Source organism: Rhodopseudomonas julia (assembly GCF_030813515.1).
Classification (GTDB): domain Bacteria; phylum Pseudomonadota; class Alphaproteobacteria; order Rhizobiales; family Afifellaceae; genus Afifella; species Afifella julia.
The window spans coordinates 1693796-1708431 of sequence record NZ_JAUSUK010000002.1 but is presented as its reverse complement, the minus strand read 5'-3'; the positions used below and the strand labels follow the sequence as shown (position 1 = coordinate 1708431).

Here is a 14636-nt window from a genome sequence, read left to right as displayed (position 1 = left end):
CCCGGGAGAAAAACATGACCGACAAGGCTACTCTGCAGATCCTCGCCAACCACTTCCGGGCCGCCTCGGAAAGCATGGCCTATACGCTCTACCGCACGGCCCAATCCGCCTTCGTCAAGGAGACGGAGGACTTCACCATCGCGCTCGTCACGCCGGAAGGAACGACCTTCTCGGTGCCGCTCGATTACGGCGCGACCTGGTATCCGGGGCTCGATTACGGACCGGGGATCGAACGGATTTCCGAGTATAACGAGGGCGACGTCTGCCTCACCAACGATCCCTACAGCGGCTTTCTCGCCACCCACACGCCCGATATCCACATGTGGAAGCCGATCATCGTGGACGGGCAGCTCGTCTGCTTCGCTGTCGGCCACATCCACAACACTGATATGGGTGGAGCCGTCCCGGCCAGTCTGTCGCGGACGCTGACCGAGATCCATCAGGAGGGCATCCGCTTCCCGCCCTGCAAGCTCTACGACAAGGGGGTCCTGAACCAGGAACTCCTCGACATCATGATGACGAATGTTCGTCAGCCCGAACAGAACTGGGGAGACCTCAAGGCCTTCGTAGGCGCGCTCAACACGGGCGAACGGAAAGTTCGCGAGATCGTCGCCAAGTTTGGCGTGGAGGCGGTGACGCAGGGCATGCACGACATGCTCGACTATGGTGAAAGCCAGGCCCGCGAAATCCTGCGTTCGATGCCGGACGGGGTCTATGAATTCTCCGATTATTGCGACGAGGATTCGGTCAACGGCTATCCTTGCCGGCTGGCGCTGAAGCTGACGATTTCAGATGGTGAAGCGGAACTCGATTTTACCGGCACGGACACCCAGCTCACCTCGTCGTTGAATGTGCCGACGGGCGGCAATCCGCGCCACACGCTGATGCTCGTCGGTGTCTATTACATCCTCTACAGCCTCAATCAGAACCTGATGTTGAACGCCGGTTTGACGCGTCCCTTCACCTGCATCTTGCCGGAGGGCAGCGTCGTCAATCCGGTCTTCCCTGCGGCGGTCGGCATGCGCAGCCTGACTTGCGGACGGCTGCGCAGCCTGATTTTTGGAGCGTTCGCACAGGCGATCCCGGAGCGGATGCCCGCGGCGCCCGCCGGATCGAGCTCGATCGTCAACGTCATGACGACGGAGCCGAAGACGGGGAGGCGCATCATTGCCGCGATCGATCCGATCGTCGGCGGCTCGGGCGGCATGCCGACACGCGATGGAACGGATGGTTCCGGTGCGGACGGCGCCTATCTCAAGAACACGCCGGTGGAGATCAACGAGGCGGAGGTGCCGATCGAGATCATCCGCTACCGGCTTGCGCCCAATTCCGGCGGCGCCGGCCGCTGGCGTGGCGGGCTCGGCACGATGCTCGAGTTCAAGGTTTTCTCCCCCCACACCCGCATCACCATCCGCAATCGCGACCGCAGCCGCTTCCGCCCTTGGGGAATCCTCGGCGGCAAGGCCGGCAAACCCTCGGATTCGATCCTCAATCCGGACACCCCCCGCGAGACGTTCCTCGGCAACCAGGATTTCGTGATCGCGGAGCCGGGTGACGTTTTCCGTATCTTCTCGCCAGGTGGAGGAGGGCGGGGCTCGCCTCTCGAACGGGAGCCAGCCCGCGTGCTGCGCGACGTCGAACGCGGCTTCCTGTCGGAGAAGCTCGCGCTGGAGGAATATGGTGTCGTCATCGTGTCCGGAGCCGTCGACGAGGCGGCCACCGAAACACGCCGCGACGAGATGCGCGCGGAAACCGACACCACCGCCTTCTTCGACTTCGGCCCTGAGCGCGAGGAATATGAGAAGGTCTGGACCCGCGAAGCTTATGACGCGCTGACGGAGATCATGTTTTCTCTGCCGGTCGAATGGCGCTTCTTCATCAAGCATCGCATCTTCCGGGCGCTCGAAGAGGTCGGCGACACAGAGCACGACAGCGCGGAACTGGTCCGGCGCGCCTACCAGGGCCTTCTTGATGAGCTTCCTCAGATCCAGGAGGCGGTGCCCGCTTGAGCGGGGAAGACGTGTTGGAGGCAGAAAGGCGGGGGAAGGCAAGCGAGGCGCCGCCCCCCGTCTGGCTCCTCGTTCTCGTGACGGCGACGGGTCCGCTTGCGCTCCATATCCTCGTTGGCGCGGTGCCGGGTCTGCAACGTTCCTTCGGCGGCGATTATGGGCGGTTGCAACTCACGCTGACCGTCTTTCTCGCCGGGATCGGTGTCGCCCAGCTCGGCTATGGACTCTTGTCGGAGCGTTTCGGGCGACGGCCTGTGCTGCTTGCGGGGCTTGGTCTTTACACTTTGGCGAGCGCCGCCTGTGCGTTCGCGCCATCGATCGAGATCCTTCTCGTCTGCCGGACGCTTCAGGCGGTCGGAGGCTGTGCGGGGATGGTCATGTCGCGGGCGATCGTGCGCGATCTGTTCGGACGGAGTCGGTCGGCAAGCCTTTATGGCTATATCACCATGGCGATGGCCCTTGCGCCGGCTGTCTCGCCCACCATCGGCAGCTATTTCGACCTCTGGCTCTCCTGGCGCTGGTCTTTCGTGTTTTTGAGCCTTTTCGGGGTCGCGGCGACCTTCGGGGCGGCCTTGCTCCTGCCGGAGACGCGGAGAGCCACTTCGGAGCTCGATCTGTCCGGCTGGTTCCGCGCCTATGGCCGTCTTGCCATCCGCCCAGCCTTCCTCGCCTATTCGCTCAACACGGCGTTCACCATGGCTGCCTGGTACACCTTCATCGCCGGCATGCCGTTCATCCTCGTGGAGGTGGAGGGGCTGCCGCAATCGACCTACGGGCTCCTCGTCATGCTGGTGCTTGCTGCCTACGCCACCGGCAATTTCCTCTCCGGACGGTTTTCGGGGCGTTTCGGCAGCGACCGTATGATTTTCGCCGGTGGGATCGTGTCCCTTGTCGGCGCCTGTCTTTTCACAGCCGTCGCCGAGAGCGGGGCGGGCGGGCCGCTTTTGTGGTTCCTGGTCATGTCGGTCAATGTCCTGGGCAACGGGATCACGCAGCCCAACGGCATCGCCAGCGCCCTCAGCATCGATCCGCCGCGCGCAGGCGCGGGCGCGGGATTTCTCGGGCTTCTGCAGATGGCGGTGGCCGGGCTTGCGACGGTCTTCGTCCTGCAGTTTGGCACGCCGAGCGTTCTGCGCCTTGCGGTTTCCATCCTGCTTTTGATCCTCGCGTCGCAGCTGGCCTTTGCCGTCGCGCTCTGGACGGGACGAGGCACGGCCGATCTCTCGCACGGCGAATGAGCGGGGTTGTCCATCTGTCGGTGCCATGCACGTCATTATCCGCTTCGCGAAGCACCTGCTGCAGACGATTCTGCCAAGCATGCCGCCACTTCGTCATGTCCTGTCGGCATGATGCGGTTAGCCTTTCGCAACTCTCCAAGCGGTCTCCCGAGGACCACATCCTGCCGACAGGCGGCTACAAGGGATCCGGGCTCGGCAATGATCTCGGCCGCAAAACCTATCTCGCCAGCCGGCGGAAGAAGTCGGTGTTGGTCGACCTATGAAGAACGGAAATGACATGAGCGCAGGTAAAACCTACGACATCGCCCTCGTGCCGGGAGACGGTATCGGACCCGAGGTGACGCAAGCAGCTTGGGCGGTCGCCGAAGCTGCGGCCGGGAAAGATGGATTCGCTCTCGCGGGTACGACCTATCCCTGGTCTTGCGATTATTATCTCGAAACCGGGCGGATGATGCCGGAGGACGGCATCGAAAAGCTGCGCGGCCACGATGCCATCCTGCTCGGCGCGGTTGGCTGGCCGGCGACCGTCCCCGATTCGGTTTCGCTGCACGGGCTTCTCCTGCCGATCCGGAAGGCCTTCGATCAGTACGCCAACATTCGCCCGCACCGGCTTCTGCCGGGCGTGGAAGGTCCTCTCAAGGCGGAGATCTTCGACATTCTGTGTATCCGCGAAAACACCGAAGGCGAATATTCCGGCGCCGGCGGGCGCGTGCATCAGGGCACGTCCCAGGAAGTTGCCGTGGAGACTGCAATCTTCACCCGCACCGGCGTGGAGCGCATCCTGCGCTTTGCGTTCGAGGCGGCAAAAGGGCGGCGTGGACGTGTCGCCTCGGTGACGAAGTCGAACGCCCAGAAGCACTCCATGGTCTTCTGGGACGAGATCACGCGTCTCGTCGCGGCCGATTATCCAGAGGTGGAGGTGACCTCCTACCATATCGATGCGATGGCGGCGCGCATGGTGATGGCGCCTGAGACGCTCGATGTCGTCGTGGCCTCCAATCTCTTCGGAGACATTCTCACGGATCTGGGTGCGGCGATCCAGGGCGGTCTCGGCTTCGCCGCCTCCGCGAACCTCAATCCGACGCGCTCGGCCCCCTCCATGTTCGAGCCGGTCCACGGTTCGGCCCCGGACATCGCCGGAAAGGGCCTTGCCAATCCTCTCGCCGCGATCTGGTCGGCTGCGATGATGCTGGATCATCTCGGTGAAGGGCAGGCATCGACGCGCATTTTGATGGCGATGGAGGCCGCGACCGCTCGCGGCTTCGGCATTCGGCCGGGCGCCCAAACGACGGATGCGATCACGGACGCCGTTTTGACGGCAATCAACGAGGAATGATGATGGACGGCAATATCTCTCCGAGCCTTTTGCGGCAGGCGGGGCTTATCGACGGGGTTTGGATCGAAGCAGACCAAGGCGCCACGATCGAGGTGATCGATCCGGCGACGGGCGCCGTCATCGGCACGGTCCCGGATATGGGTGCGGCCGAGACGCGGCGGGCGATCGAGGCGGCGGAGAAGGCGTTCGCGTCCTGGCGGCGTACGACGCATGCGGAGCGTGCCGAAAAGCTCCTTGCCTGGTACGGGCTGATGCTCGCACACGAGACGGAACTTGCGACGCTCTTGACGCGCGAACAGGGAAAGCCTCTCGCCGAAGCGCGGGGCGAGATCCGCTACGGGGCATCTTTCGTGCGCTGGTTCGCCGAAGAGGCGCGGCGAATTGGCGGCGAGACGATCCCGTCACCGACGCCGGACCGTCGTATCCTGGCGCTGAAAGAGCCGGTCGGCGTGGCCGCGATCATCACGCCCTGGAATTTTCCGAACGCCATGATCACCCGCAAGGTGGCGCCGGCGCTCGCCGCGGGCTGCACCGTGGTGGTGAAGCCGTCCGAATTCACGCCATTTTCGGCACTGGCACTCGGCGTTCTGGCCGAGGAAGCGGGTATCCCGGCGGGTGTCATCAACATCGTCACCGGCATGCCGAAGGACATCGGCGGCGAGCTCACCGGCAGCGAGATCGTGCGCAAATTGAGCTTCACCGGTTCGACGCGCATCGGGTCGCTGTTGATGGCGCAGTCGGCGCCGACCGTGAAGCGGCTGAGCCTCGAACTCGGCGGAAATGCCCCGTTCCTCGTCTTCGACGACGCGAATCTCGATCTCGCGGTCGAGGGAGCGATCGCCTCCAAGTTCAGAAACGGCGGCCAGACCTGCGTCTGTTCGAACCGCATCCTCGTTCAGGCGGGCGTCCACGACGCCTTCGTGGAAAAGTTGTCGCTGCGGGTTGCGGCGATGCGTGTGGGGTCGGGTCTCGATGAAGGCACCGATATCGGTCCGATGATCAATCGCGCCGCCTTGGAGAAAATCGAACGCCACGTGGAGGACGCGCTCGCTCGGGGTGCGAAGCGCGCTCACGCCCCTGTCGAGCTGCCGGACGGTCCGCAATACGTCGCGCCTCTCGTTCTGACGGAGGCGAATACGGACATGCTGCTCGCTTCGGAGGAGACGTTCGGGCCGATTGCACCGATCTTCCGCTTCGAGCGTGAGGAGGAAGCGGTTGCGACCGCAAACGCAACGCCGTTCGGGCTTGCCGCCTATTTCTACACGCGCGATCTCGCCCGCACATTCCGCGTCGGCGAGGCGCTCGATTTCGGCATCGTCGGGCTCAACACGGGTCTTATTTCGACGGAGGTCGCGCCTTTCGGCGGCGTAAAACAGTCGGGGCTCGGGCGTGAAGGTGCGAAGGTCGGCATCGAGGAATATCTCGAGACCAAGACCTTTCACATCGGCGGCCTCGGCTGAAATAGCTTTGAGAAGCGGGAGCCTCGCACGAGGCTCCCGTCACTGGATCCGGTCGAGAGCCCGGTAATAGAGCCCAACAAGCGGCAGGAACCAGGGCTTGCCGAAATGGCCGGGCACGGCCTGCCAGTCGACGCCCTTCATCGGATTGCGGTCGTCACGACCGAGAATCACGTCGGCCATGATGGCGCCGAGATGGGTGGAGAGCTGGGCGCCATGGCCGGAATAGCCCATGGCATAATAGAGGCCGTCGGCTTCGCCGGCACGGGGGAAGCGGTCCTTCGTCATCCCGACGAGGCCGCCCCAGCAATAATCGATGTCGATATCGAAGAAGTCGGGGAAAACCTCCGCCAGGTTGGCTCTGAGGATATGACCAGACTTTTCGTCGGACGTGGCGTCCGAGACGGCGGAGAAACGGGCGCGACCGCCGAAGATGAGACGGTTGTCGGGCGAGAGGCGGAAGTAATTGCCGATGTTACGAGAGGTGACGCAAGTCCGGTTGCCGGGCATGAGAGCCTCTGCCTCCGCCGGGCTGAGCGGCCGCGTCGCGATGACGAAGCTGCCAACCGGGATCACCCTGCGGCGGAAATAACGGAAGGGCCCGCTCGTATAGGCTCCGGTCGCGAGGAACACACGCTCCGCCGCGAGCGTGCCCCGCGGCGTCGTCAGCAGGTGACCGGAGGCGGTCTTCGTGTGGTCGCGGACCGGTGCGTCCTCGAAGATCGTTGCGCCATGGCGGCGCGCGGCCACTGCAAGGCCGTGGACGAAGCGGCCCATATGCATCATGGCACTCTTTTTGAAGAGCATCGCGCCATGGAAGGCGTCGGAGCCCACCTCGCTGCGAAGGTCGTCTTTCGACAGGAGGGCGGTTTCGGGATCGACTTCGTTGTGCACTGCCTCGAAGTTTTTCGCGATCGCTGAGAGATGCTCCGGCTTCGAGGCGAGCTTCAGCTTACCGGCGCGACGGAAGCTGCAATCGATCTTCTCCTCCGCGACGATCCTCTCGATCGTGTCGATCGCATCGTCGAAGGCGCGGTAGAGGGCCTTCGCCCGGTCCGCCCCGAGCTCTTCCTTTGCCGCAGGATAGGAATGGGCAAGGCCGTTGTTGAGGTGGCCGCCGTTGCGACCCGAGCCGCCATAGCCGACATGCCGCTCTTCGAGGAGGGCGACGGAAAGCCCGGCTTTCGCAAGGCTGCGGGCGGCCGACAGACCGGTAAAACCTCCGCCGATGACGGCGACGTCGTAACGGCCTTCGACAGGGCCTCGCGCGCCGCCGGAGAAGCGGGGCGCGGTTTCGTGCCAATAGGATTTGAGCTGCATCGTCGCGGGTCCTGGGACGCGGCTCAGAGGCCGACCACAGCCGACAGACCGGAAATGTCGGCGATCTCGGTGTAGCCGTAATAGGGATTAGCGGGCTCATGGCCGCGGTTCACCCAGACTTTGTGCTCGATGCCGAGATCGTGCGCCGACATCAGGTCGTAGCGGAAAGACGATGAGCAATGCAGGATCTCATCAGGGCCGCAGCCGAGCTGATCGAGCATATATTCGAAGGCGCGGAAGCGCGGCTTGTAGGCGCCTGCCTGCTCGGCCGTGAAGACATGGGCAAACGGCGCGCCGAGCTTTTCCACGTTCGACATGATCTGAGAATTCATGGCGTTCGACAAAATGACCAGGGGGTATTCCTTGGCCACCTTCGCAAGGCCCGCCGGCACGTCCGGATGCGGACCCCAGGTCGGCACGGCTTCGTAGAATGAACGGGCCTCCGCCAGATCGAAAGTGACATCGTTGCGTTTGCAGGTGCGCTCGTACGCGCTGATGACCACCTCTTCATAAGGCTTCCAGTCGCCCATGATCTCGTCGAGCCGGTAGGCGGAAAAATTGCGGATGAAAGTGGCGAGCTTCTCCGGCGACAGCCTTTCTCCGAGGATTTCTTTGGCTCTCTCGGCCATCTGAAAATGGGTGAGCGTGCCATAGCAGTCGAAGGTGATGTATTTCGGGCGGAACACGGGCATGGCCTTTCTTCACTCCGACGATAACGGCGCGTTGGGGGCTGTTCTAATGTGAGCGTAGCGGCGATTTCGCGCGCGTTTTCATGGTCCGCCTCGCAAGCAAAGCAGATTCTTCCGAAAGGGGCTGTGCACACGGCAAAGGCTGCCGATGCTTTCCTGCCAGTCTTGATCCCGATGCGCGATCGTTGCCAAAGGATGGCGCCGTGTTGCGCTCCTGCCTGGGAAGGCCCGCCGATGTCCGCCGAAGGTATGCTCTCTGCCCTTGTCGCTTTCCGCTCCGTCGTGGGAACGCGCAATGGGGCACTCATCGACTATATCCGCGACTATCTCGCCAGCTACGACATCGCCTCTGCGGTGATCTCCGGGCCGGAAGGCGACCGCTTCAACCTCTTCGCGACGATCGGCCCGAAAAACGTCCCGGGCTACATTCTCTCCGGCCATATCGATGTCGTTCCGGCGAATGAGACGGGATGGGCATCCGACCCGTTTCGCCTGCGCAACGTGGAGGACAGGCTCATCGGTCGAGGTGCCGTCGACATGAAAGGTTTCGTGGCGGCCGTGCTTTCCTCTGTGCCGGAGCTGGCGGCGTTGGAGCTGCAGCAGCCGATCCATATCGCACTGTCGTACGATGAGGAGGCAGGCTGCCGCGGCGTGCCGCATCTCATCGAAAAGCTGCCGACTTTGTGCGCTCCGCCTCTCGGCTGCATCGTCGGCGAGCCTTCGGGCCTGAAGCCCGTGCTGCGCCACAAGGGCAAGGCTGCGATCCGCATCAAGGCGGAAGGCGTGGCCGGCCACAGTTCCAGGCCGGACCTCGGTCAGAATGCCATTCACGCCTTGTTGCCCGCTTTGAAGGCGGTCGCTGATGAGGCGGCGAACCAGGAAAAGAGTGGCCCGAGAGATCCGCATTTCGCGCCGCCCTACAGCACCTTGCAGATCGGCGTGATTTCGGGCGGCGAGGCGCTCAACATCATCCCGAGCCACGCTGAGGCGGAGTTTGAGGCGCGGGCCGTGCCTGGCCTCGATCCGCTGGCGCTTTTGCAGGGCGCGCTTGCAGAGGTCGAAGCGAGCGAGGCTCTCGCAGCAGAGGTCATCGCGAGCTACCCTGCGCTGTCGTTGGATGAGGACCATCCACTCGCTGGGCTAGCCGCGGAGCTCTCCGGCCAAGCCCTGGTCGAAGCCGTCAGCTACGGGACGGAGGCCGGTCTTTTTCAGGCAGCCGGAGTGCCCTCCATCGTCTGTGGGCCGGGCGACATCTCCCGCGCGCATAAGCCGGAAGAATATATCACCGTCGATGAGCTCAATGATGCCCAGGCGATGGTGCTCCGGCTTGGACGCAGGCTTGCGGCTGGGGCCGCATCCGGGGAGACGGGGCGCGCCCTCTGAATTGCTCCAGAGCTCACCGGATGCGTCGCGCGTCGGTATAAGCTGCGGCAGCAGATCGACCGGACGGCTGGATGTGTCGCCGGTGGCGGGTGCACCGGGCATTTCGTTCTCTCCTTTGCTGCTACCAATTGCGAGGGCCGAGAATTCTGTTGAACGAGATGAGCGATATTCTGCTTGAACCTTTTTCGGACGCGCATCTTGAGGCGGCCGTTCGCCTGTCTCAGGCCGAGAAATGGCCGCACCGAGCCGAAGACTGGGCGATGGTCGTCGCGGCCTCGCAAGGCTTCGTCGCAACGACGGACGAGCGCGTCGTCGGCACGGCATTCACCACACCCTTCGCCGCGATACCGGCCTGTCACCTTGGCTCCTGGAGCGGCCTTCTTGAGGCCGGATCCGGAGTGGCGATGGCGCGCGGCGAAGAGCCCCACACGATCCGAGACGCAGAACCCACGACTTTCGCCCTTGTCTCTCAAGCCTTCGGCTAACGCTTCTGGAGAACGACATGCTTTCAAATTCTTTGCTCGAGGCTGATCGCGAGCACCTGGTTCATCCTTTGAGCTCGTTTCGCGGGCATGAGCGGGAAGGCGTGCGTGTCATGGCCTCCGCAAAGGGGGTGTGGCTGACGGACCGCGAGGGACATGAGCTGCTCGACGGCTTTGCCGGCCTATGGTGCGTCAATGTCGGTTATGGTCATGAGAGCATCGTGGAGGCGGCCGCTGAACAGATGCGTCGTCTGCCATACGCGACCGGTTATTTCGATCTGGGCTCCGAGCCGGCGATCAAGCTTGCCGAGGCGCTCGCGGAGAGGGCGCCAGGCGATCTCGACCATGTCTATTTTACGCTCGGGGGATCGGACGCGGTCGACAGCACGATCCGTTTCATCCGCTACTACAACCACGCGCGCGGCACGCCGGAGCGGGATCAGTTCATCTCGCTGGAGCAGGGTTTTCACGGTTCTTCGACCGCAGGCGCAGGCCTCACGGCGCTCAAAGGCTTCCACACGGGCTTCGGCGTGCCTTTCGAGTGGCAGCACAAAATTCCGTCCCATTATCTCTACCGCAATCCGGTCGGAAGCGATCCCCAGACGGTGATTGCTGCCTCGGTCGCGGCGCTGACCGCCAAGGTGGAGGAGATCGGCAAAGACCGTGTTGCGGCCTTCTACGCCGAGCCGATCCAAGGCTCGGGGGGCGTGCTCGTGCCGCCGCTGGGTTGGGTGAAGGCGATGGCTGAGAGGTGCCGCGAACTCGGCATTCTCTTCGTTGCCGATGAAGTGATCACCGGTTTCGGTCGCACGGGGCCGCTTTTCGCCTGCGAGGAAGAGGGGGTGGTGCCGGACTTCATGACGGTCGCCAAAGGGCTCACCGCCGGCTATGCGCCGCTCGGCGCGGTCTTCATGGCCGATCACGTCTATCAGACCATCGCCGATGGGGCAGGCGATGCCGCGATCGGCCATGGCTACACCTATTCCGGCCATCCGGTGAGCACGGCCGTGGGTCTGGAAGTTCTGAAGCTTTACGAAGGTGGGCTACTGGACAATGGCCGTCGGGCAGGGAAGCGGTTGATGGCGGGCCTTGAAAGCCTCGGCGAACATCCGCTTGTCGGCGATGTGCGCGGTCGTGGCATGTTGGCCGCCATCGAATTGGTGACCGACAAGGGTGCAAAGACACCGCTTCCCGCTGCGGCTGAAGCCGGCAAACGTGTTTTTGATCGTGCTTACAAGAACGGGCTGATCGTCCGCGCCTTCGCACAGGGCGTCATCGGCTTTGCGCCGCCGCTTTGCTGCAGCGATGAGGAGATCGACGAAATCGTGGCGCGCACGCGGCGCGTTCTCGACGAAACACTGGCCGATGCGGATGTGCGCGCGGCCATGAAGGACGCCTGAGCGATGGCACTGCTTTATCTTTCGCATAAAGAGCGTGGCGAGGTCTGGAAGCCGATCTTCGCGCGCGAATTGCCGGAACTGGAATTCTACGATGGCCTCGAGGCGGTGCGTGACCCCTCGAAGGTGCGTTTCATCGCAACTTGGAACGCCCCGGCCGATCCGGTGAAGACCTATCCGAACCTTGAGATGATCCTCTCGGTCGGTGCCGGCGTCGACCAGTTCGACTTTCGCTCTCTGCCGGAGCATGTGAAGGTCGCGCGCATGGTCACGCCGAGCATCGCCGAAATGATGCGTGACTATGTCGTACTCGGCGTGCTGGCGATGCACCGGCAGTTGCCGCGTTACATCGCACAGCAGCGCGACAAAGTGTGGAGTGGCGGCCGTGTCGACCTTGCGCGTCGGAAGACCGTCGGTGTGATGGGGCTGGGTCAGCTCGGAACGGCTGTGCTGGAGGCGCTTCGGCCCTTTGGCTTCAAACTCGCCGGCTGGGGTCGATCGCCCCGCGCGCTCGACGGGGTTGCGACCTTTGCCGGGCAAGAAGAACTTCCGGCCTTCCTCGCAGGGACCGATATTCTCGTTTGCCTTCTGCCGCTGACGAAGGAGACGGAAGACATCCTCGATGCCCAGCTCTTTGCGGCGTTGCCGAAAGGCGCCGCGCTTGTCCACGCAGGAAGAGGCAGGCAGCTCGACCACGATGCGCTCCTGGATGCTCTTGATACCGGTCATCTCGAGGGTGCGTTCCTCGATGTGACGGAGCCTGAGCCGCTACCGGTCGAGCATCGCTTTTGGAGCCATCCGAGCCTCGTGCTGACACCGCATGTCGCCACGGTGACCGATTTCGAAGAGGGGGCCTTGGCCGCAGTGGAATGCCTGCGCGCGCATGAGGAAGGGCGACCGATCCCAGGCCTGGTCGATAAGGCCCGCGGCTATTGAGAAGCGCGCGAGCAAGATCCGGACTATGATCCTTCTGCCCCGCGCCGCCGTGATCGACACGATCCATGTCCTATGTCGAGATGGCTCTCCTGAAGCGCACGATCCGGCGGTGAATCATCATCGGGCATAAACTATCGGGGTGTCGCCAAGCCGCTGGTGGATGCCGTTGCGACCCGCGATACACTTCATCGAGCTCTGCGCGATGCTGTTCTGTGGCTCGGCTTGATATCATCTGGCTCGATCGCCCGGCGCCCGATCACGAGCTGATGCAGGCTGTCGCCGGACGCTGAGCGCAGCTGCGGCAGCTGCTTTTCAGGCGTGAAGCTTATCGCGGAACAGCGACGTCAGCGGCAGATGCGCCTTGATGAAGGGCGATTTGATCACCACGAAGCTGAAATATTTGTCGATGCCGATGTCGTCGTCGATGAGCTTTTCCATGATCGTCTGGTAATGCACGATGCCGGCTGTCACGAATTTGACCAGATAGTCGTAGCCACCCGAGACGATGTGGCATTCCACGCAGGCATCGATTTTCTCCACTGTCGCCTGAAATCGCGAAAAGTCCGTATGTCGGTGGTTCTTCAAGGTGAATTCGGTGAAGACGGTCAGCGTCTCGCCGATTTTGCTCACATCGATTTGGGCAGAATAGCCGGTGATGTAACCGGCGGCCTGCAGTTTCTTCATCCGGGTCAGGCAGGGGCTTGGCGAGAGATTGACGAGCTCGGCCAGCTCGACATTGGTGATACGCCCGTTCTTCTGCAACTCGCAGAGGATCTTCACGTCGATCATATCGAGCTTCATGCGCGAATTGGTGGGCAGGGGGACCTCCTCCGGCGGTGCGCGGCATAAGATGCTGTCAGCTTGTGCCAACTTGACCCATCTGACAACCGGTCTGCACGTGCATCGCTGAAACAGAAGCTGTCGTCGGTTGCAGGTTCAGAAGCATTTTATGCTGCCGATGCTGGGGATTGCCGCCAATCCGGCCCGCTCACGATGCTAGATTCGGGGCGATTGGAGAGATTTATGCCCGTTCCTTTGTTGACCATTCCCTCCTCCCCGAAATTGCCGGCGGCCGCCGATGTCGTCGTGATCGGAGGCGGGATCATCGGAGTGACGGCGGCATATTATCTGGCAAAGCGGGGCGTCACGGTCGCTCTCCTGGAGAAGGGGATGATCGCGGCCGAGCAGTCGAGCCGCAACTGGGGCTGGTGCCGACAGCAAAACCGTGATGCGCGTGAATTGCCGATGGCGACCAAGAGCCTGGGGCTCTGGGACGAGCTTGGTGCTGAGCTTGGACCCGATCTCGGCTTCCGGCGCTCTGGTCTGCTTTATCTTTCTGACGACGAAAAGGAGATCGAAGGTTGGGCGGAATGGTGCCGCTTTGCCTCGACGATGGGCGTGACGAGCCATCCTCTCAGCCGAGAGGAGGCGACGTCTCGCGGCACTGTCACGGGAAAATCCTGGAAGGGCGGCGTCTTTTCGCCGTCTGACGGCATTGCTGACCCCGCCCGTGCGGCACCGATGATCGCCGAAGGCATCGTTCGCTTCGGCGGCACCGTCCATCAATCCTGTGCCGCACGCGGTATCGAGACGGAGGCCGGGCGCGTCTCCGCGGTCGTGACGGAAAAAGGTGTTATCCGGACGCGCCAGGCGGTGATGGCCGGCGGGGCCTGGGCCTCATCGTTTTGCCGGCAGTTCGGCGTTGTCTTTCCGCAGGCGTCGGTTCGTTCCTCCGTCCTTTCGGTGGAGCCGGGAGCTGAAGGCCTTCCGGACGCCTTGCACACGGCGGAGGTGACCGTGACGCGACGCGGAGACGGAGGCTACACGCTCGCGGTGTCGGGGATGGCAAAGACGGATCCCACGCTGCAGCAGCTTCGCTTCGCACGGCACTTTTTGCCGATGTTTGCCAAGCGTTGGCGCAGCCTCTCGCCGGGTGATCTCACGGCGTTGCGGGCCGGACATGAAACGATCAGGCACTGGTCTCTCGACCGGCCGACGCCGATGGAGCGGATGCGTATTCTCGATCCCGCGCCGTCCATGCGTGCGACCGACCGAACCTTGTCGCGGGCACGCAAGCTCTTGCCGCCCTTGCAGTACGTGCCTGTGCAGGCGCTCTGGGCCGGCTATATCGACAGCACTCCTGACGGGGTGCCGGTGATCGATCCGAGCGTGGGACCGGAAGGGTTTTTGTTGGCTGCCGGCTTTTCCGGCCATGGTTTCGGGATCGGTCCGGGGGCGGGGCATCTCATCGCCGATCTCGTCAGCGGAGCGCAGCCCCTTGTCGAGTTTGCGCAATATGCTCTGTCGCGGTTCGGGCGGGGGCTCCGGGGAAAGGTCTCCGAATTCTGAATGCGCCGCCCGCTCGCGGCCATGCCGGCGGATCTCCGAG

General features: G+C 63.2%; 12 protein-coding genes. 9 read left to right on the top strand and 3 right to left on the bottom strand.

What is annotated here, in order from left to right; translation table 11 throughout:
* The first annotated feature begins 14 nt into the window (after nucleotides 1-14).
* From J2R99_RS17245 to J2R99_RS17230, 4 genes are all read left to right on the top strand, one after another.
* Entirely contained in the window at nucleotides 15-2009 is a 1995-nt protein-coding gene (locus J2R99_RS17245) for a hydantoinase B/oxoprolinase family protein (RefSeq protein ID WP_307155584.1), read from the top strand.
* Nucleotides 2006-3247 (top strand): multidrug effflux MFS transporter, encoded by a 1242-nt coding sequence (locus tag J2R99_RS17240; RefSeq protein WP_307155583.1) that lies wholly within the window; start codon nucleotides 2006-2008, stop codon nucleotides 3245-3247. Before J2R99_RS17245 ends, J2R99_RS17240 begins: the two co-directional genes overlap by 4 nt.
* Nucleotides 3248-3524: 277 nt before the next feature.
* Complete coding sequence (locus tag J2R99_RS17235) at nucleotides 3525-4583, top strand: tartrate dehydrogenase (protein WP_307155582.1); 1059 nt, start codon at nucleotides 3525-3527, stop codon at nucleotides 4581-4583.
* 2 nt (nucleotides 4584-4585) lie between these two features.
* Nucleotides 4586-6043, top strand: coding sequence for an NAD-dependent succinate-semialdehyde dehydrogenase (locus tag J2R99_RS17230; protein ID WP_307155765.1), 1458 nt, complete (start codon nucleotides 4586-4588; stop codon nucleotides 6041-6043).
* Between the two features lie 39 nt (nucleotides 6044-6082).
* On the opposite strand, the gene J2R99_RS17225 is transcribed toward J2R99_RS17230, so the two are convergent.
* Together J2R99_RS17225 and J2R99_RS17220 are read right to left on the bottom strand one after the other, a co-directional pair.
* On the bottom strand, nucleotides 6083-7360 hold the full coding sequence (locus J2R99_RS17225) for an NAD(P)/FAD-dependent oxidoreductase (protein WP_307155581.1): 1278 nt from the start codon (nucleotides 7358-7360) through the stop codon (nucleotides 6083-6085).
* A gap of 23 nt (nucleotides 7361-7383) precedes the next feature.
* Nucleotides 7384-8052: a haloacid dehalogenase type II gene (locus tag J2R99_RS17220; protein WP_307155580.1), complete on the bottom strand. Its 669-nt coding sequence runs from the start codon at nucleotides 8050-8052 to the stop codon at nucleotides 7384-7386.
* Nucleotides 8053-8283: 231 nt separating this feature from the next.
* Here J2R99_RS17220 and argE point away from each other — a divergent pair, with 231 nt between their 5' ends.
* The 4 genes from argE to J2R99_RS17200 all read left to right on the top strand — a co-directional run bounded on the left by argE (nucleotide 8284) and on the right by J2R99_RS17200 (nucleotide 12247).
* Complete coding sequence (gene argE, locus J2R99_RS17215; RefSeq protein WP_307155579.1) at nucleotides 8284-9432, top strand: acetylornithine deacetylase; 1149 nt, start codon at nucleotides 8284-8286, stop codon at nucleotides 9430-9432.
* A 149-nt stretch (nucleotides 9433-9581) separates the two neighbouring features.
* Complete coding sequence (locus tag J2R99_RS17210; RefSeq protein ID WP_307155578.1) at nucleotides 9582-9917, top strand: hypothetical protein; 336 nt, start codon at nucleotides 9582-9584, stop codon at nucleotides 9915-9917.
* Between the two features lie 17 nt (nucleotides 9918-9934).
* Nucleotides 9935-11314, top strand: coding sequence for an aspartate aminotransferase family protein (locus J2R99_RS17205; protein ID WP_307155577.1), 1380 nt, complete (start codon nucleotides 9935-9937; stop codon nucleotides 11312-11314).
* 3 nt (nucleotides 11315-11317) lie between these two features.
* The gene (locus tag J2R99_RS17200; protein WP_307155576.1) at nucleotides 11318-12247 is read left to right on the top strand and encodes a 2-hydroxyacid dehydrogenase; all 930 of its coding nucleotides are present in this window, start codon (nucleotides 11318-11320) and stop codon (nucleotides 12245-12247) included.
* A 312-nt stretch (nucleotides 12248-12559) separates the two neighbouring features.
* On the opposite strand, the gene J2R99_RS17195 is transcribed toward J2R99_RS17200, so the two are convergent.
* The gene (locus tag J2R99_RS17195) at nucleotides 12560-13048 is read right to left on the bottom strand and encodes an Lrp/AsnC family transcriptional regulator (RefSeq protein ID WP_307155764.1); all 489 of its coding nucleotides are present in this window, start codon (nucleotides 13046-13048) and stop codon (nucleotides 12560-12562) included.
* Nucleotides 13049-13270: 222 nt separating this feature from the next.
* Between J2R99_RS17195 and J2R99_RS17190 the strand changes: the two genes are divergently transcribed.
* A complete protein-coding gene (locus J2R99_RS17190) occupies nucleotides 13271-14596 on the top strand; it encodes an NAD(P)/FAD-dependent oxidoreductase (RefSeq protein WP_307155575.1) in 1326 nt (441 codons plus the stop codon).
* Nucleotides 14597-14636: the final 40 nt, after the last annotated feature.